At 67.7% G+C, this 24,545-nt stretch carries 22 protein-coding genes; 11 read left to right on the top strand and 11 right to left on the bottom strand.

Annotation, left to right across the window (positions count from 1 at the left end; translation table 11 throughout):
* Positions 1-14: 14 nt before the first annotated feature.
* Positions 15-743 (bottom strand): dienelactone hydrolase family protein, encoded by a 729-nt coding sequence (locus tag FHS94_RS00635; RefSeq protein ID WP_184053317.1) that lies wholly within the window; start codon positions 741-743, stop codon positions 15-17.
* A 68-nt stretch (positions 744-811) separates the two neighbouring features.
* Here FHS94_RS00635 and gpmA point away from each other — a divergent pair, with 68 nt between their 5' ends.
* Positions 812-1,498: a 2,3-diphosphoglycerate-dependent phosphoglycerate mutase gene (gpmA, locus tag FHS94_RS00640; protein ID WP_184053320.1), complete on the top strand. Its 687-nt coding sequence runs from the start codon at positions 812-814 to the stop codon at positions 1,496-1,498.
* Here gpmA and FHS94_RS00645 read toward each other — a convergent pair whose 3' ends face one another.
* Positions 1,499-2,266, bottom strand: coding sequence for a tryptophan 2,3-dioxygenase (locus FHS94_RS00645; protein ID WP_184054362.1), 768 nt, complete (start codon positions 2,264-2,266; stop codon positions 1,499-1,501).
* A gap of 75 nt (positions 2,267-2,341) precedes the next feature.
* Between FHS94_RS00645 and purE the strand changes: the two genes are divergently transcribed.
* The 3 genes from purE to FHS94_RS00660 are packed head-to-tail and all read left to right on the top strand — an operon-like array spanning position 2,342 to position 4,171.
* Positions 2,342-2,839, top strand: a complete 498-nt coding sequence (gene purE / locus FHS94_RS00650; protein ID WP_184053323.1) for a 5-(carboxyamino)imidazole ribonucleotide mutase — start codon at positions 2,342-2,344, stop codon at positions 2,837-2,839.
* Positions 2,779-3,891 (top strand): 5-(carboxyamino)imidazole ribonucleotide synthase, encoded by a 1,113-nt coding sequence (locus FHS94_RS00655; RefSeq protein ID WP_184053326.1) that lies wholly within the window; start codon positions 2,779-2,781, stop codon positions 3,889-3,891. The genes purE and FHS94_RS00655 overlap by 61 nt, the downstream gene beginning before the upstream one ends.
* 52 nt (positions 3,892-3,943) lie before the next feature.
* Positions 3,944-4,171, top strand: a complete 228-nt coding sequence (locus FHS94_RS00660) for a hypothetical protein (protein ID WP_184053329.1) — start codon at positions 3,944-3,946, stop codon at positions 4,169-4,171.
* A gap of 61 nt (positions 4,172-4,232) precedes the next feature.
* Here FHS94_RS00660 and FHS94_RS00665 read toward each other — a convergent pair whose 3' ends face one another.
* Positions 4,233-4,532 (bottom strand): hypothetical protein, encoded by a 300-nt coding sequence (locus FHS94_RS00665; RefSeq protein ID WP_184053333.1) that lies wholly within the window; start codon positions 4,530-4,532, stop codon positions 4,233-4,235.
* Positions 4,533-4,552: 20 nt separating this feature from the next.
* Positions 4,553-7,366: a M16 family metallopeptidase gene (locus FHS94_RS00670; RefSeq protein WP_184053336.1), complete on the bottom strand. Its 2,814-nt coding sequence runs from the start codon at positions 7,364-7,366 to the stop codon at positions 4,553-4,555.
* Positions 7,367-7,538: 172 nt separating this feature from the next.
* Between FHS94_RS00670 and clpB the strand changes: the two genes are divergently transcribed.
* On the top strand, positions 7,539-10,115 hold the full coding sequence (gene clpB / locus FHS94_RS00675; protein ID WP_184053339.1) for an ATP-dependent chaperone ClpB: 2,577 nt from the start codon (positions 7,539-7,541) through the stop codon (positions 10,113-10,115).
* A gap of 266 nt (positions 10,116-10,381) precedes the next feature.
* On the opposite strand, the gene FHS94_RS00680 is transcribed toward clpB, so the two are convergent.
* The 4 genes from FHS94_RS00680 to xseA all read right to left on the bottom strand — a co-directional run bounded on the left by FHS94_RS00680 (position 10,382) and on the right by xseA (position 16,153).
* Positions 10,382-13,450, bottom strand: coding sequence for a TonB-dependent receptor domain-containing protein (locus FHS94_RS00680; protein ID WP_184053342.1), 3,069 nt, complete (start codon positions 13,448-13,450; stop codon positions 10,382-10,384).
* Between the two features lie 205 nt (positions 13,451-13,655).
* Positions 13,656-14,555, bottom strand: coding sequence for a M23 family metallopeptidase (locus FHS94_RS00685; RefSeq protein WP_425506148.1), 900 nt, complete (start codon positions 14,553-14,555; stop codon positions 13,656-13,658).
* Positions 14,552-14,752, bottom strand: a complete 201-nt coding sequence (locus FHS94_RS00690) for a DUF2093 domain-containing protein (RefSeq protein ID WP_184053345.1) — start codon at positions 14,750-14,752, stop codon at positions 14,552-14,554. The genes FHS94_RS00685 and FHS94_RS00690 overlap by 4 nt, the downstream gene beginning before the upstream one ends.
* Before the next feature lie 24 nt (positions 14,753-14,776).
* Complete coding sequence (gene xseA / locus FHS94_RS00695) at positions 14,777-16,153, bottom strand: exodeoxyribonuclease VII large subunit (protein WP_184053348.1); 1,377 nt, start codon at positions 16,151-16,153, stop codon at positions 14,777-14,779.
* On the opposite strand from xseA, the gene purD reads away from it, so the two are divergent.
* Positions 16,152-17,423 (top strand): phosphoribosylamine--glycine ligase, encoded by a 1,272-nt coding sequence (gene purD / locus FHS94_RS00700; RefSeq protein WP_184053351.1) that lies wholly within the window; start codon positions 16,152-16,154, stop codon positions 17,421-17,423. The genes xseA and purD overlap by 2 nt on opposite strands.
* A gap of 9 nt (positions 17,424-17,432) precedes the next feature.
* Positions 17,433-18,176 carry a hypothetical protein gene (locus tag FHS94_RS00705; RefSeq protein ID WP_246348272.1) on the top strand — a complete coding sequence of 248 codons (744 nt, stop codon included), beginning with the start codon at positions 17,433-17,435 and terminating at the stop codon, positions 18,174-18,176.
* Positions 18,177-18,206: 30 nt separating this feature from the next.
* Here the strand turns inward: FHS94_RS00705 and dapF are convergent, their stop codons facing one another.
* A complete protein-coding gene (gene dapF, locus FHS94_RS00710) occupies positions 18,207-19,142 on the bottom strand; it encodes a diaminopimelate epimerase (RefSeq protein ID WP_184053354.1) in 936 nt (311 codons plus the stop codon).
* A 47-nt stretch (positions 19,143-19,189) separates the two neighbouring features.
* Positions 19,190-19,654 (bottom strand): DUF6456 domain-containing protein, encoded by a 465-nt coding sequence (locus FHS94_RS00715; protein WP_184053357.1) that lies wholly within the window; start codon positions 19,652-19,654, stop codon positions 19,190-19,192.
* A 93-nt stretch (positions 19,655-19,747) separates the two neighbouring features.
* Between FHS94_RS00715 and FHS94_RS00720 the strand changes: the two genes are divergently transcribed.
* Positions 19,748-20,311, top strand: coding sequence for a helix-turn-helix domain-containing protein (locus tag FHS94_RS00720; RefSeq protein WP_184053360.1), 564 nt, complete (start codon positions 19,748-19,750; stop codon positions 20,309-20,311).
* Between the two features lie 3 nt (positions 20,312-20,314).
* Here the strand turns inward: FHS94_RS00720 and aguB are convergent, their stop codons facing one another.
* Positions 20,315-21,187, bottom strand: coding sequence for an N-carbamoylputrescine amidase (gene aguB / locus FHS94_RS00725; protein ID WP_184053363.1), 873 nt, complete (start codon positions 21,185-21,187; stop codon positions 20,315-20,317).
* A 77-nt stretch (positions 21,188-21,264) separates the two neighbouring features.
* On the opposite strand from aguB, the gene pabB reads away from it, so the two are divergent.
* The 3 genes from pabB to FHS94_RS00740 all read left to right on the top strand — a co-directional run bounded on the left by pabB (position 21,265) and on the right by FHS94_RS00740 (position 24,504).
* Positions 21,265-23,031, top strand: coding sequence for an aminodeoxychorismate synthase component I (gene pabB / locus FHS94_RS00730; protein WP_184053366.1), 1,767 nt, complete (start codon positions 21,265-21,267; stop codon positions 23,029-23,031).
* Between the two features lie 31 nt (positions 23,032-23,062).
* Positions 23,063-24,262, top strand: coding sequence for a pyridoxal phosphate-dependent aminotransferase (locus tag FHS94_RS00735; RefSeq protein ID WP_184053368.1), 1,200 nt, complete (start codon positions 23,063-23,065; stop codon positions 24,260-24,262).
* A gap of 98 nt (positions 24,263-24,360) precedes the next feature.
* Entirely contained in the window at positions 24,361-24,504 is a 144-nt protein-coding gene (locus FHS94_RS00740) for a hypothetical protein (protein WP_184053417.1), read from the top strand.
* Positions 24,505-24,545: the final 41 nt, after the last annotated feature.

Consider the following 24,545-nt stretch of genomic DNA (forward strand, 5'->3'; position numbering starts at 1 on the left):
GGTTCCTTGGCGCCTCACACGAACAGTTCGGTGAGGAACCCCTGCATCGCGGCCCAACTGCGCCGATCGGCCTTCTCTTCATAGGTGATGCCGGGCCGCGGCTCGCGCCCTTTCATCGCCAGGTCGGTGAAGGCATGGCCCGCGCCGCCATAGGCGTGGATCTGCCAGTCGGCCTTTGCGGCGGTCAGCTCCTCCCCCAGCGCAACCGTGCTGGCGGGCGGCGCGAGCGGATCGTCCCAGCCGTGACAGACCAGCACCTTAGCGCTCATCGGCGTCTGGGTCGGATAGTCCGGCCGGTCGTAGAGCCCGTGAAAGCTCACCACCCCCTTGACGCCCAGCCCCGCTCGCGCTGCGTCCAGCACGCACTTTCCGCCAAAGCAGAAACCGATCGCGGCGACCTTCTCGGGATCGACGCGGCTCATGTCGGTCAGCACCTTCAGGCTCGCCGCCAGCCGGTCGCGCAGCAGGCCACGATCCGCGTTCAGCAGGTCCATATACTCGGCCTGGTTCTCCGACTCGCGCACCTTGCGCTTGCCCTGGCCGAACAGGTCGCAGGCGAAGGCCACATAGCCGAGCGTGGCAAGCTGCTCCGCCTTCACATTGTCCGCTTCCTTTTGTCCCAGGATATTGGGCACGATCAGCACGCCCGGGCGGTGGAACTCCACCTCGTCGTCATAGGCGGCAACGCCCTCGAACGGGCCGCCCGGGCCGTCATACACCAATGTTTCCCGTACGATCGCCATTAGCACCGCTCCTTGTAGCGTTTGGCCGGACTGGTAGAGGGACGGCCAACGTCGAACAAGGAGCGCCGATGCCCACCCTGGTCCTGATCCGCCACGGCCAATCCGCCTGGAACCTGGAAAACCGCTTCACCGGCTGGTGGGACGTCGACGTCACCGAAAAGGGCGCGGCCGAGGCGCGGGCCGCGGGCGAGCTGATGGCGGCCAAGGGGCTCGACTTCGACCTGACCTTTACCTCGCTCCAGACGCGCGCGATCAAGACGCTGAACCTGGCGCTGGAGGAAATGGGCCGGTTGTGGCTGCCGGTGGAAAAGCACTGGCGCCTGAATGAACGCCACTATGGCGGCCTGACCGGCCTCGACAAGGCCGAGACAGCGGCCAAGCATGGCGACGAGCAGGTGAAGGTCTGGCGCCGCAGCTTCGACGTGCCGCCGCCCGCGCAGGAATCGGGAAGCGATTACGACCTGAGCAACGATCGCCGATACGCCGGCATCCCGATCCCGAACACCGAAAGCCTGAAGGACACGATCGCGCGCGTCTTGCCATATTGGGAAGAGCGGATCGCGCCGGCGCTGAAGGACGGCAAACGCGTGCTCATCTCCGCCCACGGCAACTCGCTGCGCGCGCTGGTGAAGCACCTGTCGAACATCCCCGATGACGAGATCACCGGGCTGGAAATCCCGACCGGCCAGCCGATCGTGTACCAGCTCGACGACAATCTCGCCGCGCTCGACCGTTATTACCTCAACGAGCGCTGATCACAGCCGCGTCCGAAGGCTCCAGAGTTCAGGGAACGCGCGCTTGCCGAGCGTTCCCTGAAGGTAGCCGACGCCGTCCGTGCCGCCCGTGCCCCGCTTGCCGCCGATCACGCGGCTGACGGTCAGCACATGCTTGTGCCGCCAGGTGGCAAGCGCGTCGTCGATGTCGACCAGCTTTTCCGCGAGCTGGTACAGGTCCCACCATTGCGCCGTGTCCGCGTAAACGGCGGCCCAGGCATCCTCCACCGCGGTGTCGGGCACCCAGGGCTTGGTCATGTCACGCTCCAGCACGCTCGCGGGGACTGCCCCACCCCGCGCCGCCAGGCAGGCCTGCGCGTCATCCCACAGGCTCGGCTCCTGGTAGGCCGCATCGGTCAGCGGGCCAGGAACGCCACTGCCGTCGCGCAGGCCCAGCATCACCTCCATCGCGCGGAACTGGTCCGACTGGAAACCGCTGGACGGCCCCAGCACATCGCGAAATCGCGTGTAGTCGGCGGGGGTCATGGTCGCGAGCACGTCCCACGACAGCGTCATCACCGCCTGGATACGGCTGACGCGCGCCAGCCCCTTGTACGCCTCGGTCGGTCGCCCCTCCCGTACCAGCATCTTGGCCAGCCGCAGCTCAGCCAGGATCTGCTTCAGCCACAGCTCCTTTGTCTGGTGGATGATGATGAACAACAGCTCGTCATCGCGGTCCGACAGGGGATGCTGTGCCGCCAGCAACTGGTCCAGCGCCAGATAGCGCCCATAGGTCATCGCTCGGGTCATGCCCCGACATAGCGCAGACGCGATCGCGCGGGGAGCCATTGCCCTTCCCCGCCCCCGTCGCTACCCGGCAATGCCATGACACAGCCCCTTGTCGGCATCATCATGGGTTCGACCTCCGATTGGGAGACGATGCGCCATGCCGCCGAGGTTCTGGAAGCGCTCGCCGTGCCGCACGAAACGCGGGTCGTGTCCGCGCATCGCACCCCCCAACGCCTTTACGATTATGCGACCGGCGCGGCTGATCGCGGGTTGAAGGTGATCGTCGCGGGCGCAGGGGGCGCCGCTCACCTGCCCGGAATGGCGGCCGCGATGACGCACCTCCCCGTACTCGGTGTGCCGGTCGAGTCAAAGGCGCTGTCCGGCATGGATAGCCTGTTGTCGATCGTGCAGATGCCCGGCGGCATCCCGGTCGGCACGTTGGCGATCGGCCGCGCCGGCGCGATCAACGCCGGCCTGCTCGCCGCCGCCATCCTGGCGACATCCGACACCGCGCTGGCGGAGCGGCTTCAGGCATGGCGCGCCAGGCAGACCGACAGCGTTGCCGAAGCACCCGACGGGGAAGCGGGCCGGTGATTGAGCCCGGCGGGACGATCGGCATCCTTGGCGGCGGCCAGCTTGGTCGCATGTTGGGCGTTGCCGCCGCACAGCTTGGCTACCGCACGCACGTCCTTGCGCCCGATCGCGAAAGCGTGGCTGCGCAGACCGCGTCCTCGCTGACCCGCGCCGATTATCACAACCGCATCGTCCTCGCCGACTTCGCGGCCGCCTGCGACGTCGTCACCTATGAGTTCGAGAATATCGCGCTCGCCCCCGTGGAATGGCTGGCCGAGCGCGTTCCCGTCCACCCCCACCCCCGCGCGCTCGCGGTGGCGCAGGAACGGATCGCCGAGAAGCGCTTCGTCGAGAGCGTGGGTGGACGGCCCGCCCTCTGGGCACCCGTGACCAGCCGTGAGGAGCTGGAGCAGGCTCTCGCGACCGTGGGCACCCCCGCCGTGCTCAAGACAGCGCGCTTCGGTTACGACGGCAAGGGACAGGTACGGCTTTCCTGTCCCGCGGACGCGGACGACGCCTGGGATGCGATCCGCGGCCCGGCGGTGCTGGAAGCGTTCGTCGACTTCTCGCACGAGTTCTCGATCCTGATCGCGCGGGGCGTCGATGGTTCCACCGTCCGCTATCCGCCCCCGCACAATGTCCACCGCGACGCGATCCTGCGCACTTCAACCGTGCCGGCCCCGGCAACCGTGCTCGCGCAGGCGGACGAAGCGACGGAGCTTGCCTGCCGCATCGCGTCGGCACTCGATTATGTCGGCGTGCTCGCCTGTGAGTTCTTCGCGACGCCGCACGGCCCGGTGTTCAACGAAATGGCTCCTCGCGTCCATAATTCCGGGCATTGGACGATCGAGGGCGCTGCCTGCTCGCAATTCGAAAACCACATTCGCGCGATCTGCGGCCTGCCGCTCGGCAGCACCGAACTGGTAAGCAACGGCGCGAGCATGACCAACCTGATCGGCGACGATCCGTGGCGGTCGGCGCTGTCGGAGCCTGGCGCCCATCTGCACCTGTACGGCAAGGGCGCAGCGCGGCCTGGCCGCAAGATGGGCCATATCACTCGCCTTACCCGCTAAGGGCACCGGTTCCGCCCCGCCGCGTTCCTCCTCCAGACAAGGAGAAGTGATCATGCCCGGCGAGAAGGACACCCATCTGTACGGCGGCTCCGACGAGGAGAACCGCCAGACCCCGACCACCAACGGCTTTCATGGCGAGGGCAAGGCGCCCCCCACCGACGAGGCCAAGCCGGAGAACGTGCACACGCTGCTGACCAGCGATGGCAACCGGATCGAGGTGGAGGACATGAACGGCGTCGCCGCGACCGAGGACGCCGGCACCGCCGGCCTGAAGCGCTGACACGAAACGGGCCGCCCTTCACGAAGAGGGGCGGCCCGCTTTCAATCCGTTTCGCAGGCGGTCAGCCCGCGCGCGTGCCCGTCAGCGGAAAGCTGCCAAACGCGCCAACGCCGACCGTGCCGTTCAGCGTGTTGCCCTCCGCGGTCGCTTCGCAGTCGAGCGTCAACGGCATCGGCACGGTGATCGACTGCTTCCACGACACCGTGTTGCCGTTCACCGCGCCCGACAGGTCCGCAGACCCCATCGCGCCCGATGCCGTACCCGTGAAGGTCGAGCCCGAGGAGTTGATGGTAATCGTCATCTTCTGGTCGCCCAGCGGTGATTTCACCGTGCAGTCCCAGCTGCCGTCGACGTCTGCCATGGCCTTGTCCTCTCGTTAGCTCAGCGTGCCGTTGCGACGGACGCAGCGGGCACGACCTCGACCGGCAGCCCCAGCGTGTCAAGCTGCGGCTTCACTGTCTTGGCATCGCCCACGACCACCCACACCGCGCGCTTCGGATCGATCGCTCCCTTGATCGCGCGATTGAGCTGACCGACCGTCAACCCCTGATAACGCTGGGTAATGGTGGCATAGTAATTGTCGGGCCGGCGCAGCAGGTCGTTCTGCTGCATGGCGCCCAGCACGTCGTCAGACGTCTCGAACTGCCCCGACAGCGACCGGATCGCGCCGGTGATGGTCCGGTCGAACTCCGCCTGCGTCATCGGCTTTGCGCCCAGGAAGTCGTTCAGGTCGGCCTGTAGCGACTGCAGCGACGGGCCCGTCTTGTCCGCCTGTACCGGTGCCGCGATCTGGTAGGGCGCAGCGTACTCCACCTGCCGGAAGTTACCCGATGCGCCATAAGACCAGTGCCGGTTCTCTCTCAGATCGGTGTTGATGCGGCTGAGGAAGTCGCCGCCCAGTGCGTCATTGGCGGTGATGACAGGCAACAGGTCATCCGTGCCCTTCAGCGCCGTTGGAATGCCGGCGACGATCAACGACTGCGGTGAGTCCGGGCGATCGACCAGCACGATCCGCGGTGTTGCGGGCTGCGCGGCCACGGTGAACGACTTTATGCCGGGTGTGCCCGTGGCCTTCCAGTTGCCGAACTGCGCATCGAGCGCTGCCTTCACCTCCGCCAGCGGACGATCGCTGGTGACGAAGATCTTGGCCTTGTCCGGCCGGATCCAGGCAGCGTGGAACGCCTTCAGGTCCGCCGGCGTCAGCTGCGCCACCGCGGCCGGGTCGCCCGCTCCGCGTTGCTTGGCATAAGGGCTCGCCGCTCCATAGAGCAGTCCCGGCACGACCCGGGCGGCAAGTCCGTTGGGGTTGGTCAGTTCCTGCGCGATTCCGGCCAGTTGCTGCTGCTTGACGCGGGCGACCTCGTTCGCGTCGAACGCCGGGTTGCGCACGATGTCGGACCACAGCGCCAGCGCCGGGTTCAGGTTGGAGCTCGGCACCTCCAACGCGACGGTGGTACGGTCCGCGCTGGAACTCGCGCCGATCTCGGCACCCAGTCGCTCCTCGTCTTCCGCGATGCGGATGGAGTCGCGCGTGGCCGTGCCCTCGTCGAGCATGTTGAGCGTCAGTTGCTGCGTGCCGAGCTTGCCCGGCACGTCCGCCGCGACCCCGGCATCGAAGCTCAGCACCGCCTTGGTGATGGGCACCGCCGTACGCTGCGCGTAGACGACCTCGATCCCGTTCGACAGGCGCGTGCGCTGCACCGCGGGGAAGCTCAACGGCGCCACTGCCGTTACCGCCGGCAAGGGCCCGCGATTACCCTTGGCGGGCGGCGTCGGCGCTTCGGCCACCGGCTCGGCAGCTGGCACCCGTGCCTCCTCGTACGCGTCACGCGGGCCCGGCACCACAGTCAGTGAATAGGTCGGCCGTGTCAGCCACTTGTTCGCCGCCGCCTTCACGCTGGCCGGCGTCTGCGCCGCCAACGCTTCCAGCTGCTTCTTGTAGAAGCCCGGATCGTTCGAATAAAGCTCACCCTCGGCAAGCGCGACCGCCTTGCCGCCAAAGCCGCCAACCGCTTCCAGCCCGTCGATCGTCTGCGCCGCGGTCCGCGTCACCACGCGGCTCACCTCGTCCGCGGTCGGGCCGTTGGCCAGGAAGTCGGCCAGGATCTCGTCGATTCGCTTGGTGACCAATGCCGGGTCGACGCCCTGCCGCACCACCGCCTGGATGGCGAAAGTGCCCCCCTGGGCCATGCTCGAGTTATAAGCGGCAACGCTGACGACCAGCTTGTCCTTCTTGACCAGCGCGTTGTCGAGCCGGCTGGATGCCAGCCCGCCCAGTACGCCTGCCGCCACGTCCAGCGCGGGCGCGTCCTTGTCGTTGAGGCCCGGCACCGTCCAGGCTCGCATGGTCAGCACTGCCGCCACCCGGTCCTTCATCACCTCTGCCTTGGGCGTGGCAAGTGTCGGGATCGGGGCCGCCGGCGCGACGCTTGCGGGGCCGCGGGGGATCGCGCCGAAATACTTGGTCACCAGCCGCTTGGCGGTCGCGACATCGACGTCGCCGGCCAGCACCAGGACGGCGTTGTTCGGCCCGTAATGCTCCTTGAACCAGCTCTTCACTGATTCCAGCGATGCAGCGTCCAGGTCTGCCATCGATCCGATGGTGGTGTGGCCATAGGGGTGACCCGCCGGATACAGCCCCTCGGTCAGCTTGTACTGGATCAGGCCATAGGGCTGGTTGTCGCCCTGCCGCTTTTCGTTCTGCACGACGCCGCGCTGTTCATCTAGCACCGCCTGGGTGATCGCGCCCGTCATATAGCCCATGCGGTCGGATTCCAGGAACAGCGCCCGATCCAGCGCCGCGGTCGGCACCGTTTCGAAATAGTTGGTGCGGTCCTGGTTGGTGGTGCCATTCTCGTCGGTGGCCCCGACCTGCTTCAACGGTTCGAAGAAGTCGCCCGGCGCATTCTCCGACCCGTTGAACATCAGATGCTCGTACAGGTGCGCAAAGCCGGTCTTGCCCTTGGGCTCGAACTTCGCGCCGACATTGTACCACACGCTGACCGCGACGACCGGCGCCTTGCGATCGGTATGGACGATGACCCGCAGGCCGTTGGGCAGGGTGAACTGCTGGAAAGGGATGTTCACTGCCTGGACAAGCTGGGCGGCAGGCACCGGCTGTGCCTGCTGCGCGACGGCGGGCGTGGCGAACGCGACGATGGCAGCGCCGGACAGCGCCACAGCCTTGAACTTCATACGCAATTCTTTCCTCACCGGTGTGCCAGTGAGGTATAGCGGTGCCCCGCTTCGCCGCAATGGCCAAGCCGCGCTGGCGAAGCGCCACCGCACTTCCTATTCTGGGGAGGCAACTGGCTCTTGTGTTGCCGTTTAGCAACACCACATCGCCCCCAACACAACAGGGACGACCATGAATCTCGAAAAGTTCACTGACCGCGCCAAGGGTTTTCTCCAGTCGGCGCAGACCGTCGCGATCCGGATGAACCACCAGCAGATCGCCCCCGAGCATTTGCTGAAAGCGCTGCTGGAAGATGATCAGGGCATGGCCTCGGGCCTGATCGGCGCCGCTGGCGGCGACGCTCGCCGTGCGGCGGGAGAGGTGGATGCGGCGCTTGCCAAGCTGCCGGCAGTCACTGGCTCCGGCGCGCAAAGCAGCCCCGGCCTCAACAACGACAGCGTTCGCGTGCTCGACCAGGCGGAGCAGATCGCGACCAAGGCCGGCGACAGCTTCGTCACCGTGGAACGGCTGCTGCTCGCGTTGGCGCTCTCCAGCGGTGCTGCCGGCCGCGCGCTCAAGACAGCGGGGGTCACCGCTGACGGCCTTAACAGCGCAATCAACCAGCTTCGTCAGGGCCGCACCGCCGACACCGCGGGCGCGGAGGACCGCTATGACGCGCTCAAGAAGTTCGCCCGCGACCTGACCCAGGCCGCCCGCGACGGCAAGCTCGACCCCGTGATCGGCCGTGACGAGGAAATTCGCCGCACCATCCAGGTCCTTGCCCGCCGGACCAAGAACAACCCCGTGCTGATCGGGGAGCCCGGCGTCGGCAAGACCGCGATCGTCGAGGGGCTGGCCCTGCGCATCGCCAATGGCGACGTGCCCGACGGCCTGAAGGACAAGACGCTGATGGCGCTCGACATGGGCGCACTGATCGCGGGCGCGAAATATCGCGGCGAGTTCGAGGAGCGCCTCAAGGGCGTGATCGATGAGGTCAAGGCGGCCGAGGGCGACATCGTCCTGTTCATCGACGAGATGCACACCCTGATCGGCGCGGGGAAGAGCGACGGCGCGATGGACGCGTCCAACCTGCTCAAGCCTGCCCTCGCCCGGGGTGAGCTGCACTGCGTCGGCGCCACAACGCTCGACGAATACCGCAAGCACGTCGAAAAGGACCCCGCGCTCCAGCGGCGGTTCCAGCCGGTGTTCGTGGGCGAGCCGACCGTCGAGGACACCATCTCGATCCTGCGCGGGCTCAAGGAGAAATATGAACTGCACCACGGCGTGCGGATCACCGACTCCGCGCTCGTGTCCGCCGCCACGCTGTCCAACCGTTACATCACCGACCGCTTCCTCCCCGACAAGGCGATCGACCTGATGGACGAGGCGGCGTCCCGCATCCGCATGGAAGTGGAAAGCAAGCCCGAGGAGATCGAGACGCTCGACCGCCGCATCCTGCGCCTCAAGATCGAGCGCGAGGGCCTGCGCCGGGAGTCGGACGAGGCGTCGCAGGACCGCTTCGAACATATCGAGAGCGAGCTCGCCAATCTGGAGCAGCAGTCCGCGGTACTCACCCAGCGCTGGCAGTCCGAAAAGGAAAAGATCGCAGGCGAGGCCAAGCTGAAGGAACAGCTCGACGCCGCCCGGCTGGAGCTCGACCAGGCACAGCGGCAGGGCGACCTCGCCAAGGCAGGGGAGCTTTCCTACGGCCGCATCCCTGCGCTTGAAAAGCAGCTCGCCGAGGCGGCCGGCGCGACCAAGGGCGCCATGCTGCGCGAGGAAGTCACCTCCGACGATATCGCCGGTGTGGTCAGCCGCTGGACCGGCATCCCCGTCGACCGGATGCTGGAGGGTGAGCGCGACAAGCTGCTGCGCATGGAAGAGGTACTGGGCAAGCGCGTCATCGGCCAGGACGAGGCGGTGCGGGCCGTGTCCACCGCCGTCCGCCGTGCGCGGGCGGGGCTGCAGGACCCGAACCGACCCCTGGGCTCGTTCCTGTTCCTCGGGCCAACGGGCGTCGGCAAGACGGAGCTGACCCGCGCCCTTGCCGAGTTCCTGTTCGATGATCCGGCCGCGATGGTCCGCATCGACATGAGCGAGTTCATGGAGAAGCACGCGGTCGCGCGGCTGATCGGCGCTCCTCCCGGCTATGTCGGTTATGAAGAAGGCGGCGTGCTGACCGAGGCGGTGCGGCGCCGGCCCTACCAGGTCGTGCTGTTCGACGAGGTGGAAAAGGCGCATGGCGACGTTTTCAACGTGCTGCTCCAGGTGCTCGACGAGGGGCGCCTGACGGATGGCCAGGGCCGCACGGTGGACTTCACCAACACGATCATCATCCTCACCTCGAATCTTGGCTCGCAATATCTCGCGGGTTTGGACGAGGACGCCGACGTGGCCACGGTAGAGCCGCAGGTAATGGAGATCGTGCGCGGGCACTTCCGCCCCGAATTCCTCAACCGGCTGGATGAGATCATCCTGTTCCACCGGCTGGGTCAGGCGCACATGGCCCCGATCGTCGACATCCAGGTCGGCCGCGTGGGACGACTGTTGACCGATCGCAAGATCACGCTGGACCTGACCGACGCCGCGCGCGGATGGTTGGGCCGGGTCGGTTATGACCCGGTCTATGGCGCCCGGCCGCTCAAGCGCGCCGTACAACGCCACCTGCAGGACCCGCTCGCCGACCTGATCCTGCGTGGCGACGTCAAGGACGGCAGCACCGTCCATGTCGACGAAGGCGACGGCAAGCTGGCGCTACGGGTCGCATAACAAGGCCGCGGAGCTCGCGATGCGGGGTCCGCGCCATCAGGTCGCAGGATCGTGAACCGACCGCGTGTCCTGCGCCGGGCCACAGCTGCGCCGGTACCGGCGCGGTTGTGTCACGAAGGCCAGGGCCGTGCCGGCAGCTAACAACAGCTCGCCAGCCCTTCTCGCTGAACCGGATACCCGTGAGGGGTCGGGCGCTGATGGCTGTCACGGAAACGAGAGGGGGGCGGCGTTTTGCGACGCCGCCCCCCTTCTAAGCTCCTGTCAGATCAGAAGCTGAACTTGGCACCAGCGCGGAAGCTGCGGCCATAGATGTTCTCGCCGGCCTGCACCGGGTTATAGAGGTACGCGCCATAGGTGACCGGATCGAGCGGCGGGAACCGGTCGAACAGGTTGAACCCGTTCACATAGAAGGTCAGCTTGTCGTTGACCTTGAACGATACGTTGGCATCGAACGTGACATAGCTCTTCACGCGGCAGCCGGTGTACGCCGGATCCGGTGCCAGCCCGCAGTCACGATAGCCGGTGTCCTGGTCCATCGCCGACAGGTCATAGCCCGACGTGTAGTTCACCGTGCCGGTTAGAGCCAGCGAGTCGCCGATGGCAAAGGTATTCTGCCAGTTGCCGCGCCAGCGGAACGTGCCCGACCCCGCCGTGAGGTTGAAGTTACCCAACGTGTCGACATAGGTCTCCTTGCGGCCATCCGGGAACGACGTGCTGAGCTCGAGCTGCAGCGTGGCGTCCAGGTTGCTGGTCCACACGACGTTGCCGAAGCTGAAGCGGGTGTTGGCGCCGAAATCGATGCCTTCCGACTTCAACGTGTTCGCATTCACCAGGTTCGACCGGACAAACGCAACCCGCGGCGTGGCATTGGGGAACGCGGCGTCAGGCGCGTCGGCAATCACTTCATAGCCGGCCGGGATCGTTGCGCCCGAGTAATAGGCGGACAGCGCGGTCCCCGGCGTGAGCGACGTGATCGCGCCGGTCTTGCGGATGTTGAAATAATCCACCGTGAACGACACGCCCCGGATCGGTTCCAGGATCACGCCGCCGGTGAAGCTGCGCGACTTCTCGGGCTTCAGCGTCGGCGTCGCCAAGGTCGTCTGGCCATAGCTACCGTTACGGATGTACGTCGGGCAGGCCGTGTTGAAGTTCGCAACCGTGCAGCCGTACTGCGCCAAGAACGCGTCGTTGAAGTTGTTCGAGTTGTTGGTGACGTATCCGGTGGTCGGCAGAGCGTTCGCTTCTGCGAAGCTCGGGATGCGGAAGCCCTTCGAGAAGGTGCCACGCAGAGCGACCTGACGGAGCGGCGTGAACTTGGCGCCGATCTTCGGGGACAGGTAATGCTGACCCGTCGAATAATGGTCATATCGCGCAGAACCGTTGATCGTGAGCTGATCAAAGACAGGCGCGTTCAACTCGGCAAAGGCGGCCGAGACGGTGCGGTGACCGGTCGTGCCGAATGCGTTGATGGTAAAGTAACGCTGCGTCGGGCCATTCTCGTCCGAGTTTGCGCTGGGCGCGTCGACACCTTCGTAGAACACCGTACCGCCGACGCCGAGCTGCAGCGGGCCACCCGGCAGGTCGAACAGGGCCTTACTGATGGTCACCTGCGCCTGATACAGATCGGACGATGCATCCGTCCGGTTTTCCGGCGTCAGGTAGTTGCGAACAGCCGCCGTGTTCGCCGACGGATTGACGAAGTTGTACGATCCGTCACCGATCACATCGAGCAGGCGCTGGATGTACACATAGCCGTTCTGCGTGCGGCGCAGGTCGTTGTGCATCGCGGTCAGATCGACGCGATAATCCCAATCGCCAAAGATGGTGCCGTTGATACCGGCAGCAGCGCGGTACACGCGGCTGCGGGTCTCGTCCTGCGTGACCGTGTCAGGCAAACCGCCGATCAGCAGCGCGTTCTGGCCACTGGCGGCGAACGGGTTATTCGGGTTCAGGCGACGATCGGTTGCCGTGCCGCAGTTTAAACGCGCCGCGCAGACATACACCGGCAGCGACAGCGGGCCCGACCCGGAGGCGAAGCGGGTGGCGTTCGAGCGGGTCGAGAACTGCGGGAAAAGGATGCCGGCCGGGGCGTTGTTGAAAATCGTCGACGGATCGCCCGAGTAGCTCGAACGGGTCTGCTGGAAGTTCACTTCCAGATACGCTTCCGACGTGTCCCCAACCTTGGCCGTAAAGCGACCCGATCCGCCGAACCGCTCGATGTCAGGCGACACTACGCCATACCGGTTGATGGCGTCGGTTACGCATACGGTGCCCGGACGCGTCGGATCGGCTGCTAGATCGGCCGCACCGGTCGTAGCCGCCGCGCCATTGGCGCAACCATTGCCCAGAAGCTGGTAGCGCGCGCCCGGCGCGATCGCCGAAACGGCAGCGTTAGCGGGCGCAACGTAGAAATTCGGGCCAGCGGTGGTCGTACCGAAGTTGCTCGGCAGAACGCGGTTGTCCGGGCCGCCGATGCCGGTCTGGTTGGACGAGTTGAACGGGTACGGCAGGTCCCGGTTGTTCACGCCCTCGCTGCGATAGTAGAACCCGCTGACATAGGCGTTGTAGCCCTTTTCATCGAGGTCGCCGGTGCCCGCGGTCAGCGTCAGGCGCTGGTTGGCGTTGATGCCGCGCTCCGCGATGCCCGCTTCCGCCCGGCCCGAGATGCCGTTGAACGAACGCTTGGTGATGATGTTGACCACGCCTGCGATCGCGTCCGCGCCGTAGCTGGAGGAGGCGCCGTCACGCAGCACTTCGATACGGTCGACGATGTCGTCGGGGATGGTGTTGAGGTCGACGAAGTTGCGGGTCGCGTCGTCGGCCAGCGGGTAATAGGCCGCGCGCAGGCCATCAAATAGCACCAGGGTAGAGCTGCTCGACAGGCCGCGAAGCGACACGGCCGACGCACCGCCGGCGAAAGCACCGTTGGCGGTGAACGAGTTGGTCAGCGCCGCACCGTTATTCGACGACAAGCGCTGGATCGCGTCCTGCGTGGTATTGATGCCGCGCTGGTCCAGGTTCTCGCTGGTCAGCGTGGTGACGGGTGACGGGGTCGCGCCCTGGGTCCGGAGAAGCGAACCGGTAACCACGACGTCGCCACCATTGTCCTGGGTTTCTGCGGTAGGGGCAGGAAGCTGCCGGCCAGCATCGGCCTGGTTCTCAGCATTCTGCTGCGCACCCGGGAGCGAGTCCTGCGTCGGCTGAGTCGCCTGGGTCTGGGCGGGCTCGGTGGTGCTGTTCTGCGCAAGCGCCGGCACCGTCGCCAAAGCCAAGGCGAAGGGGGTGGTGGCTGTCAGCAGCGCGGCCTTGCGCGCGGAGGAAAATGTCGTGATCACGTAGCGGATCCCCTTGTTTGTGTCCGCGATTGGATTGCAATCGCCCAAACTGTTCGTCTGCCCGCCCGGAAAGGCCGGGCGCGATGGCGGACGGATGCGTTGGCCGCCCCATCACTGTCCACCTGCCTTTTGTTAATCGGACGCGTTTGGCGCGTTTCCATTCGAAGCTGTGCTCAAAAAGTCACAAATTTGACGCTTGCGCGGGCTAGTCGCCCGGCATTGGCCCTGCGGCCAGCAGCGGGTCGAGCTTGGCGCCCTGCCACCGCAGGCTCCAGTGCAGGTGCGGCCCCGTCGCCCGCCCGGTTGCGCCGACAAATCCGACCACCTGCCCCTGCGTCACATGGTCGCCCACCGACACGTTGATGCGCGACAGGTGCAGGAACGCGCTGTTCAGCCCCATGCCATGGTCGATCATCAGCAGATTGCCCTCCAGCGTGAAGGGCGCGGCAGCGGCAAGGATGACCACGCCATCGGCCGGCGCCTGCACGGGCGTCCCCGTCACGCGGGCGATGTCGATGCCCGAATGATAAGACCCGGCCTCGCCATTGGCATAGATGCGCTGCGATCCGAACAACGTCGAGATTCGCCCGGTCGTCGGCCAGTGGAACGCCTGCGCCCAGCCGGCCGCATCCGTGCGCATCGCCCGCGCCGCAACGATCTGCGCCAGTTCACCCGGACGACGCGCCGCGAACTCGGGCTGCGGCACGGGCACCTTGGGTAGCGTTGGCAGGCGGGAGATGTCCCAGGCCCGCGGCGCAACCGAAAAGGCGACCTGGGTGCTCCGTCCGTCCCCGGCCGTGGCGACCAGCGTCGCAGCCGGCGCGGCATCGCGATCAAAACCGATAAAGAAGCGGCCATCGGACGCCACGGGCACGAGCTTGCCGTCCAGGGCCAGCGTCTGAGTACCCGCGGGCGCGATGCCGGTGATGAGGCCCCCCTGGATGGCCCGGCCCGTCCAGCGAATCGGCTGAAGCGCGACCGGTGCGGCCGGCCGCGCCACCTCTACCGTCGGCGCAGGCGTCGTTGTCGGCGGCACGACCGCCGCACAACCGGGCAGCAACGCGACCGTCGCGGCAAGCGCCGCCTTGCGCCGTCCGCCGATCACTGCGGTGCCAGCGCCTCGCTTGCGATCTGCGCGCTGGCATAAGCCTCCTGCTTGGCGACGCTCCAATAGCGGAGCTCTTCCAGCGGCACCCGTTCCCCCGACACCGCACAGGTCACGTGATCGCCCGGCGTCAGCACGCGAAAGCCATTGGCCATGTAATGTAGCCGTGCGGGTCGGTCGGTATTGGACATCAGCATCGTCAACGGCCTTGATCTCAAAGGTTACAGCAGCGTCGGCTGCTCGGGCTTGCCAGAAAGATAAGCGCGCGACCTGCCCCGCTCAACCGCGACGTCCACCGTCTCGCCCCCGCGGAAATGCAGCCGCAGCGCACCCGCCGCGCGCGCCGCCGCCGCGTCCGTGACCGTGTCACCGCTGCCTCGCGCTTCGACCCGGGCATAGCCGCGCTCCAGGGTGCGGTCGGGGTTGAGCGACTCCACCAGCCGCCAGACATCGGCCAGCCGTGCCCGTGCCGCCTCCACCCGCCGCCCCAGCACCGCCGGGCGCAACGCCCCGCCCTGCCGGTCGAGCAGCCCGCGCGCGGTGGCCACCCGCCGCTCCAGCCCTCGGTCCAGCCGCGCGCCAAGGTCGTCCGCCTTTTGCCGCTGACCACCCAGCAACTGGTCGCGCTTGGGCAGCAGCCGCGCCGCCGCCGCCAGCTTTTCGCCCCCACGCTGGTGATAGCGCCGCGCGCAGCGTTCGGTGCGCGTCCGATAGCTTTCGATCGTCAGTCGCAGGTCCGCCAACACCGGCACCGCCAGCTCCGCCGCGGCGGTCGGGGTCGGCGCGCGCAGGTCGGCGGCAAAGTCGGACAGGCTGGTGTCCGTCTCGTGCCCGACTGCGGAGATGATGGAAATGCGGCACTCGGCCACCGCGCGCACAACCGCTTCTTCGTTGAAGGCCCACAGGTCCTCGATCGACCCACCGCCCCGCGCCACGATCACCAGGTCGGGCCGCGGCACCGGCCCGTCCGCCGGCAGCGCGTCAAAGCCGCGCACCGCCGCCGCGATCTCCGCCGCCGCGCCCGCGCCCTGCACCTTGACCGGCCACACCACGACATGGGTCGGGCAGCGATCCTCCAGCCGGTGAAGAATGTCGCGAATCACCGCGCCGGTGGGGGACGTCACCACCCCGATCACCCTGGGCATGAACGGCAGCGGCTTCTTGGCAGAGGCTGCGAACAGGCCCTCGCCGGCCAGCTTCGCCTTCAGCTTTTCCAGCAGCGCCATCAGCGCGCCCGCGCCGGCCAGCTCCATGCGCTCGATCACGACCTGGTATTTCGACCGGCCGGGATAGGTGGTCAGCCGCCCGGTTGCGATCACCTCCACGCCGTCCTGCGGCTGGAACGGCAGCGCCAGCGCCTGCCCCTTCCACATCACGCCATCGATGACGGCGCCTTCGTCCTTGAGGCACAGATAGACATGGCCGGAGGTCGCGCGCTTGTAGCCGGAAATCTCGCCGCGCAGGCGCACATGGCCGAACTCGCCCTCCACCACGCGCTTCAATCGGCCGGCGAGTTCGCTGACGGACACGGCTAGCGCGTTGTCGCCCGGCACAGCCTCGGCTACGAGCCGTCCGGTTTCGGGAAAGGGGTCCGCCATGAACGTCCTGCTGATCGGGTCGGGAGGTCGCGAACACGCACTTGCCTGGCGGCTCGCACAGTCGCCTGGGCTCGATACGCTCTTCGCCGCGCCCGGCAACCCCGGCATCGCGGAGCATGCGACGCTCGTCGCCCTGGACCCAGCCGATCACGCCGCCGTGCTGCGCTTCGTCAACGACCAGCAAATCGGTCTCGTCATCATCGGCCCCGAAGCACCGCTGGTCGCCGGGCTTGGCGATGATCTGCGCGCCGCGGGCGTGCCCGTCTTCGGCCCAAGCAGGCAGGCCGCGCAGCTTGAAGGGTCAAAGGGCTTCACCAAGGACCTGTGCGCGCGCGCCAACATCCCCACCGCCGGCTATCGCCGCGTGTCGTCGCGCGATGAAGCCGCGCTGGCGCTCGACCGCAGTTTTGGCCTGCCTGTCGTGATCAAGGCCGATGGCCTCGCCGCCGGCAAGGGCGTGACCGTCGCCGCCGCCCGCGCCGAAGCGGATGCGGCGCTGGACGTCATCTTTGCCGATGCGGGCGCGCAGGCGGTGATCGAGGAGTTCCTGCCGGGCGAGGAGGTCAGCCTGTTCGTGCTGACCGACGGCGAAACCCTGCTCCCTTTCGGCACCGCACAAGATCACAAGCGCGTGGGCGAGGGCGATGTTGGCCCCAATACCGGCGGCATGGGCGCCTACAGTCCCGCCCGCGTCCTCACCCCCGCGCTGGAGGCGCAGGCCCTTCGCGAGATCGTCGAGCCGACCGTCCGCACCCTGCGGGAAGAAGGCACGCCTTTTTCCGGCGTACTTTATGCCGGGCTGATGCTGACCCCGGCCGGGCCGCGCCTGATCGAGTACAATGCCCGGTTCGGCGATCCCGAATGCCAGGTGCTGATGGCCCGCTTTACCGGAGACCTGCTCGCGCTGTTGCTGGCGGTCGCCACCGGGCGCCTTGCGGGCGAGCGGGCAAGCTTTGCGTCCGACACCGCGTTGACGGTGGTGGTCGCGGCAGAAAACTACCCCGGCACGCCCGTCACCGGCAGCCGCATCGGCGGCATAGGGGCAGTTGAGGCAGCCGGGGCGCGCGTGTTCCACGCTGGCACCCGTGAACAGGACGGCGACCTCGTCACCGCCGGCGGACGGGTGCTCGCGGTCACCGCAACCGGCACCGACACCGCCGCCGCCCAGGCCCGGGCCTATGCCGCCCTTGGGCATCTTACCGTAGATCATGCCTTTTTTCGCCGCGACATAGGATGGCGGGATGTGGCGCGGTCGGGCGAGCCGGGCTAAGGTTCACGCATGAACCAGGCCGCGATCTCCGACCCGACGCATTCGATACGCGCCGCGCTGACCTTTGGCACGGTGACAGCGGTGCACCTGATCCTCGTCGCCCTGTTCGCATTACTGGTGCTCGCCGCGCTGATCTACGGCATCAGGAGCAAGCGCCGCCGCCTTGCAGCCGAGCAAACGTTGCGCGACCATGCGGAACAGGCCGGTGTTCCCGTCATCACCGTTTCCCCCGACGAGCCGAGCCTCCCCGCCGATCGCGACGCCTCTCAGATAGGTGCCGCCCCGTCCGACCAGCGCCCGGCACCACGCCTGGTTGCCCATCGCGACACCTCCGTCCCGGCGCCCGACCACCTCCCGCCAGAAGCGCAAGAGGAGCAGGCGCCACGCCCCTTCGCTGACGAGCCGATCGCCGCTGCCGCACCGATGGAGGCAAGCCCCGCGACGGAGGCAGCTTCCGCGCCCACGCCCGCCGCGGACCCCAGCCCCCCTCCCGTCGCTCCTTCTGCGGGTCCGGCCGATGGGCCCGTCACCCAGCTCAAGGGGCTGGGCCCCAAGGTCGCCGCCCGCCTGGCCGAGCTTGGCATCACCACCGTTGGCCAGATCGCCGCCTTGAGCGATGATGAAGCGGAGCGGCTCGACGCCGACCTCGGGGCCTTTCGTGGCCGCATGGGCCGTGACCGCTGGATCGAACAATCCCGTTTCCTCGCGGCGGGCGATCGCGCGGGGTTCGAGTCGGTGTTCGGGAAGCTCTGACGCGCCTCGTCCCGTTCGCCGGACCGCCGATCAGCCGGCGACCTTGGCCCAGGCAGCAACCTCATCCGCATAGCGCCGGGTCACGACCAGGTCGCTCGCCCGCCCCGCGTCGGCGTCGACCTCGACTGACCCTCCCCATTCCCAGGTCGCATTACCCGACAGGCTGACGATCGCGTCCTCGCCAGCACGCGCCCGCACCAGCCCGCCTGCGTTGAGCACGGTGATGTCGGCGTCCCACGCGACACGCCCGGTCAGCCCCGCGGCATAGGTCGATGCCGCCATCGCACTGCCGCAGCTATTGGTCAGCCCAACGCCTCGCTCGAACGTCCGCACAAAGATCGTCTCGGGCCCGCGCACCTCAACGAACGACACATTGGCGCGATTGGGCAACCAGGACGGCGCGGCCTCGCAAACCTCCCCCAGCCGGACCAGCTCAGCCTCGTCCACCCGGTCGACAAAGCTGACGAGGTGCGGATTGGGGATTGCTACCGCGGTGAAGCGGCGCTCCCCATCCAGCGGCGGCACCGGCGCGTCCACGATCCGGCCTGCGCCCGCATCCATTGGCCACGTCGCGACAGTCAGGGTAGCCGGCCCGGCCGTCTCGCGCACCGTCCACACGCCCGGTGCGATCTCCACGTCGCGCACCGCATCCACGCTCGACGTCTTCAGCCGCACCCGGGCCCGGTCGATCCCCAGCGCCTCAAAACCTGCCCGCGCCACGCAGCGCAGGCCATTGAGGCAGGTTTCCGCCTCCGACCCGTCCGAATTGAACATGCGCATCCCGAACGCGTGCGAGTCGTCCCCATTGGTCAGCAGCAGCAAACCATCGCCCCCGACCGGTCCCGCCCGATCCGCCAGCGCCCGCGCCACGCCTGCCCACTGCTCATCACGAAGCGACAGCGCCCGCGCGTCGATCAGGGGAAAGTCGTTGCCCGATCCGTGGCAGTGGATGATCTCGAAGCGCATCAAAGGTCCGTTCAAAGAAGGTAGAAGAGCGTTCCTGTCCGGCCGCGCTAGTGCAGCCCATAATGGGATGCCACCCGGTCCAGCGCCAGCGTCAGCACCACCCGCCCAGCTCGCGCCGGCCAGCCCAAGCCTTTCTCCGCCATCGGCAGGCCCTCGCCCGCGCCCACGACGCGCCACAGCACATCGGCCAGCCCCGGGCCCGCCGCCCCGATCGCCGCATCGAATCGGCGCTTGGCCGAAACCTGCGCCGTCGTCGGGTCGAGCCGGTCGCCACCGCCGCCATCCACCCGCGCCCCCTCCCACCGCATCGTGACGCGCGGGCCGAGCGACGCGGTTTCATAGTCGGCGCGCAGCCGTTCGCCCGCCTCGAACTGGCGCGGCGTCACCAGTCCGCGCGACATCAGCCATCCCAGCGGCGATTCCGCGACGTTGACTGCCACGCGCCGCCCACCCATCCGCGCCGCACCGCTCGCGCCTCGCGCGTCCATCACCCGCTCCACCAGTTCCTGCATCGCCGCCTCCGCCTTTCGAGTCGCACGGGGCTTGCCACGACCGCCCAGCTGTAGGACAGAGGTTTTTACCAGATCGGTTCACGGGAGCCCTCCATGATCACCGCCATCCGCGACGTCCGCCGCGCCAGGAACATGACGCTCGAAGAGGTCGCGCGCGCCTGTGTGCCGCCCACCACGGCCCAGACCATCGGCCGGTTGGAAATGGGTACGCGAACCGTGTCGGTTGGCTGGCTTAACCGTATCGCCGCCGCGCTAGGCGTCACCGCCGCGGATCTGGTGAAGCTGCCGGTACGCACCGAGCTCCCCGTCGCGGCGAACCTCGACACCAACGGCGCCACCGCGCCGCGCCACGCGGCCAGCATCACCCCGCCTTTGCCGGCAGAGGGCGGCGTCGCGGTCGCGGTAACCGGCAGCGTGGGGGATTATCGCGCCGGCGATGCGATCTGGTGTGAAACGCTGGCCCCGGCCGATTGGGGCCGCGCGACCAACCGCGACGTGCTGGTGCCCCGTCCCGGCGGTCGCTTCCTGTTCGGCCGCCTGATCGGGCGCGAAACGGGCAAGCTCCACCTCCTGCCCCCAGGGCCCGGCAGTCGCCAGCAGGTGGTCAGCGACCCGCCCTGGCTCGCCCGCGCCGTGCGGCTGGTGCGGGAACTCTAGCCCTCAGACATCCTGCACCAGCCGCCCGTACAGCTCCGGGCGCCGGTCGCGGAAAAAGCCGAAGGCGGCGCGGTGCCGGCGGACACGGGCCAGGTCCACCGTCGCGACGATCACCCCTTCTTCTTCCCGGTCCAGCTCGGCCAGGATGTCGCCGCGCTCGTCCGCGATGAAGCTGGTGCCGTAAAAGGTCTGCCCATGTTCCGTGCCGACGCGGTTCGCCGCGATGATCGGCACGACGTTGGACACGGCATGACCTACCATCGCCCGCCGCCACAGCCGTGCAGTGTCCAGGCTGGTGTCGTGCGGCTCGGACCCGATCGCGGTCGGATAGAACAACAGCTCCGCCCCCATCAGCATCATCGCCCGCGCGGTTTCCGGGTACCACTGGTCCCAGCAAACCCCCACGCCCAGCTTCGCCGATGGCGCATCGCGGGGGCCGGGCCACACCTTGAACCCCGTATTGCCGGGGCGGAAATAGAACTTCTCTTCGTAGCCGGGGCCATCGGGGATGTGGCTCTTGCGATACACGCCCTGAACCTCACCATCGGGGCCGATCATCGCAAGGCTGTTGTAGTAATGCGGCCCGTCCGCCTCGAAGAAGCTGGTCGGGATCGTCACGCCGCGCGCCTCGGCCAGCGCCTGCATCGCCAGCACGGCCTTATGCTCGGTCACGGGCGCCGCATTGGCGAACAGCCCCTCGTCCTCGACGCGGCAGAAATATTCGCCTTCGAACAGCTCGGGCGGCAGGATCACCTGCGCACCCCTGTCCGCTGCCTCGTGCACCGCAGCCGACACCTTGGCGATGTTGGCGTCGATGTCAGTTGAAAAGGCAAGCTGGATGGCGGCAACGGTGACGGGAACGGCGGGCGTGGTCATGCGCCGCCACATAGTGACACCCGGCCCGGAAGCGAAGGGCGCTTGTTTGGCAGGCTCGGGCAGGGCATCGCGCGCCGATGCGGCTGGACGCGCCCTTTGTTCTTCTCGACGACGCCCGCGCGGGCGGCGCGTCCGCGCGCCTGTATCGGTCGCCAGTGGGGGTGGTCAGCGGATCGGACGCCGCGCAGCTACGCCCCGCCCTCGACCGGCTGCGTCGGGCCCGGCAGGACGGGCTCGAGGTCGCAGGCTTCCTGTCCTATGAGGCGGGCACCGCGTTCGAGCCCGCTGCGGCGATGGAGCCCGACCGCACGACCCCGCTCTTCTGGTTCGGACTGTTCGATCGATGGGAGAAGGTTTTTGACGTTCCGGCGCTGCTTCCCGATCCCGCGGGCGCCTGGATCGGCCAGGTACGTCCCGCTATCAGCCGCGACGAATATGGCAGCCGGTTCGACGCGGTGCAGGAGCTGATTCGCGCCGGCGATGTGTACCAGGCCAACCTGACCCTCCGCGCAACCGCGACCCTGATCGGCGATCCATTCGCCGCCTATGCCCAGCTTCGCGCCCGTTCGCGCGCCGGTTGGGGGGCGCTGATCGACACAGGCACTCACCGTATCCTCTCCTGCTCGCCCGAACTCTTTTTCCGGCTCGACGGCGACAGGCTGTTGTGCCGGCCGATGAAGGGCACCGCACGCCGGGGGGACGATGCAGAACAGGACCGGGGTCTCGCAAACGCGCTCGCGTCCGATGACAAGCAGCGCGCCGAAAACCTGATGATCGTCGACCTGATGCGAAACGATCTGGCGCGGGTGGCGACGCCCGGCAGTGTCGCGGTGCCCGACCTGTTCCGCGTCGAAACCTATCCCACCGTCCACCAGCTCGTGTCGGACGTGACGGCCCGCCTCGCGCCGGACAAGGACGCGTTCGACGTGGTCGCGGCGCTGTTCCCCTGCGGCTCGATCACGGGCGCTCCCAAGGTTCGCGCCATGCAGGCGATCGCCGGACTCGAGGGCGCACCGCGCGGCATCTACACCGGCGCGATCGGCAGGCTTGATGCGAACGGCGACGCGCAATTCAACGTCGCCATCCGGACCCTGTCCGTGCCGTATGGCGACACGGAGGCCATCCTTGGCCTTGGCGGAGGTATCGTGGCGGACAGCGAAGCAGAAGCTGAATGGGATGAGGCCGCGGCCAAGGGCGCCTTCATCGCTACCCCGCGCGCGCCCGACCTGATCGAAACCATGGCGTTCGACCCGGACCAGGGCCTGCTGCTTCTGGACCGCCACGTTTCTCGCATCGACCAAAGCGCACGGGCGTTCGGCATCCCGTTCAACCGGCACAATGCCCGAAACGAGCTTCAGGCCGCGACCTTTCGCCTGCGCAACCCCGCCCGCGTTCGCCTGCTGCTCGCGGGATCAGGATCGATCGCGGTGGAAGTCGGGCCGATGCCGCCCGTGACGGAGATGCTGACCCTCGCCGTGGTGCCGCTGCCGGTCGCTCCCGCCGACTGGCGGCTTCGCCACAAGAGCGCGAGCCGTGCCTTTTACGACGCCGCGCGCAGGGCCGCGGGCACGGATGAGGTGGTGTTCGAGGGGCCGGACGGATTCCTCACGGAAGGCAGCTTCACCAGCCTGTTCGTGGAGCGCGACGGCGTCTTGCTGACGCCACCTCTCCACCACGGCCTCCTGCCGGGCGTGCTGCGGGCGGACCTGCTCGCGACCGGCGCTGCCCGGGAAGCATCGCTGACCCGCGCCGATCTTTCCGCGGGCGTTTACATGGGCAATGCGCTGCGCGGTTTGATGCCGGCCACTGTTGCGGTTGCGAAAGGCTCTGCCGCGCCGCTATAGCCGCGCCGCCCTCTCGCCAAAGGCTGATCCTATGCACCCCTCCGCCGCGCTTCAGCGTATCAGCCCATCGCCGACGCTTGCGGTCACCAGCCGGGTCATGGAATTGCAGCGAGCGGGCGTCGCCGTCATCGGCCTAGGCGCGGGCGAACCCGACTTCGACACGCCCGATCACGTCAAGGAAGCCGGCATCAAGGCGATCCGCGACGGCAAGACCAAATACACCAATGTCGACGGCACGCCCGAGCTGAAGGCCGCGGTGATCGAGAAGTTCGCGCGCGACAACGCCCTCACCTTCCGCCCCGACCAGATCACGGTCAATGTCGGCGGCAAGCACACGCTGTTCAACGCGATTGTCGCCACGGTCGAGCCGGGTGACGAGGTCGTCGTCCCCGCCCCTTATTGGGTCAGCTACCCCGACGTGGTGCAGTTCGCGGGCGGCACGCCGGTGTTCGCGGTGGCGGGGCCTGAAAGCGGCTACAAGCTGTCGCCCGAGGCCCTTGAAGCGGCGATCACCCCGCGTACCAAGTGGGTGATCCTGAACTCGCCCTCCAATCCCACGGGCGCCGCCTACACCGCCGATGAGCTCCGGGCGCTGGGCGACGTGCTGCGGCGCCACCCGCACGTCTGGATCTTCGCCGACGATATGTACGAGCATATCGTTTATGACGGCTTCCGCTTTGAAACGATCGCGGGCGTCTGCCCCGACCTGCTGGAGCGCACGCTGGTCGTGAACGGGTGTTCAAAGGCGTATGCGATGACCGGCTGGCGGATCGGCTTCGCCGCGGGCGCGCCGTGGCTGATCAAGGCGATGGCAAAGCTCCAGTCGCAATCCACCAGCAACCCCTGCTCCATTGCGCAGGCGGCCGCCGTCGCCGCGCTGACCGGGCCGCAGGATTTCCTGCGCGACCGCGCCGCCGCGTTCCAGACGCGTCGCGACCTGGTCGTGTCGATGCTGAACGAGATCAATGGCATGACCTGCCCGACTCCGGAAGGCGCGTTCTACGTCTACCCCAGCTTTGCCCCGCTGATCGACCGCACCACGCCCAACGGCAAGCGGATCGACACGGACGAGGATTTTGTCGGCTACCTGCTCGACGACGCCCGCGTCGCGGCGGTGCATGGCGCCGCCTTCGGCCTCTCGCCCGCCATGCGGATCAGCTATGCGACCTCCGACGATCTGCTGCGCGAGGCATGCGGGCGTATCCAGGCCGCCTGCGCCGCGCTTCGCTGACATTGGGGTGAACGGAGCGCCAATCTCCGCTTCAGGTTGCCGGGACTAACACCGCACGTGTGGACGGCCAATCGGCCGATGATATGCGGAGAAGTTCCATGCTGACCCAGTGGAAGTCGAGCGTCGCTTGGCAGATCACCAGTGGCTTTGTGCTCGGCATCGTCGGAATGGTCGCGCTGCAGCCAGCGGACGCGACCCGCACGCTGGTCGGGCACATCGCGCCGCAAGCCGCCGCTCGCTAGGGCCGGCTTGTTGCCGCGCTGACGGCCACCATATCGCTTCC

This window comes from Sphingomonas aerophila, assembly GCF_014199305.1.
Classification (GTDB): domain Bacteria; phylum Pseudomonadota; class Alphaproteobacteria; order Sphingomonadales; family Sphingomonadaceae; genus Sphingomonas; species Sphingomonas aerophila.

Bases quoted from the DNA above. Each gene is read 5' to 3' on its own strand.
- FHS94_RS00635 (WP_184053317.1), bottom strand. From the start codon at position 743: ATGGCGATCGTACGGGAAACATTGGTGTATGACGGCCCGGGCGGCCCG.
- gpmA (WP_184053320.1), top strand. From the start codon at position 812: ATGCCCACCCTGGTCCTGATCCGCCACGGCCAATCCGCCTGGAACCTG.
- FHS94_RS00645 (WP_184054362.1), bottom strand. From the start codon at position 2,266: ATGACCCGAGCGATGACCTATGGGCGCTATCTGGCGCTGGACCAGTTG.
- purE (WP_184053323.1), top strand. From the start codon at position 2,342: ATGACACAGCCCCTTGTCGGCATCATCATGGGTTCGACCTCCGATTGG.
- FHS94_RS00655 (WP_184053326.1), top strand. From the start codon at position 2,779: ATGGCGCGCCAGGCAGACCGACAGCGTTGCCGAAGCACCCGACGGGGA.
- FHS94_RS00660 (WP_184053329.1), top strand. From the start codon at position 3,944: ATGCCCGGCGAGAAGGACACCCATCTGTACGGCGGCTCCGACGAGGAG.
- FHS94_RS00665 (WP_184053333.1), bottom strand. From the start codon at position 4,532: ATGGCAGACGTCGACGGCAGCTGGGACTGCACGGTGAAATCACCGCTG.
- FHS94_RS00670 (WP_184053336.1), bottom strand. From the start codon at position 7,366: ATGAAGTTCAAGGCTGTGGCGCTGTCCGGCGCTGCCATCGTCGCGTTC.
- clpB (WP_184053339.1), top strand. From the start codon at position 7,539: ATGAATCTCGAAAAGTTCACTGACCGCGCCAAGGGTTTTCTCCAGTCG.
- FHS94_RS00690 (WP_184053345.1), bottom strand. From the start codon at position 14,752: ATGCTGATGTCCAATACCGACCGACCCGCACGGCTACATTACATGGCC.
- purD (WP_184053351.1), top strand. From the start codon at position 16,152: ATGAACGTCCTGCTGATCGGGTCGGGAGGTCGCGAACACGCACTTGCC.
- xseA (WP_184053348.1), bottom strand. From the start codon at position 16,153: ATGGCGGACCCCTTTCCCGAAACCGGACGGCTCGTAGCCGAGGCTGTG.
- FHS94_RS00705 (WP_246348272.1), top strand. From the start codon at position 17,433: ATGAACCAGGCCGCGATCTCCGACCCGACGCATTCGATACGCGCCGCG.
- dapF (WP_184053354.1), bottom strand. From the start codon at position 19,142: ATGCGCTTCGAGATCATCCACTGCCACGGATCGGGCAACGACTTTCCC.
- FHS94_RS00715 (WP_184053357.1), bottom strand. From the start codon at position 19,654: ATGCAGGAACTGGTGGAGCGGGTGATGGACGCGCGAGGCGCGAGCGGT.
- FHS94_RS00720 (WP_184053360.1), top strand. From the start codon at position 19,748: ATGATCACCGCCATCCGCGACGTCCGCCGCGCCAGGAACATGACGCTC.
- aguB (WP_184053363.1), bottom strand. From the start codon at position 21,187: ATGACCACGCCCGCCGTTCCCGTCACCGTTGCCGCCATCCAGCTTGCC.
- pabB (WP_184053366.1), top strand. From the start codon at position 21,265: ATGCGGCTGGACGCGCCCTTTGTTCTTCTCGACGACGCCCGCGCGGGC.
- FHS94_RS00735 (WP_184053368.1), top strand. From the start codon at position 23,063: ATGCACCCCTCCGCCGCGCTTCAGCGTATCAGCCCATCGCCGACGCTT.
- FHS94_RS00740 (WP_184053417.1), top strand. From the start codon at position 24,361: ATGCTGACCCAGTGGAAGTCGAGCGTCGCTTGGCAGATCACCAGTGGC.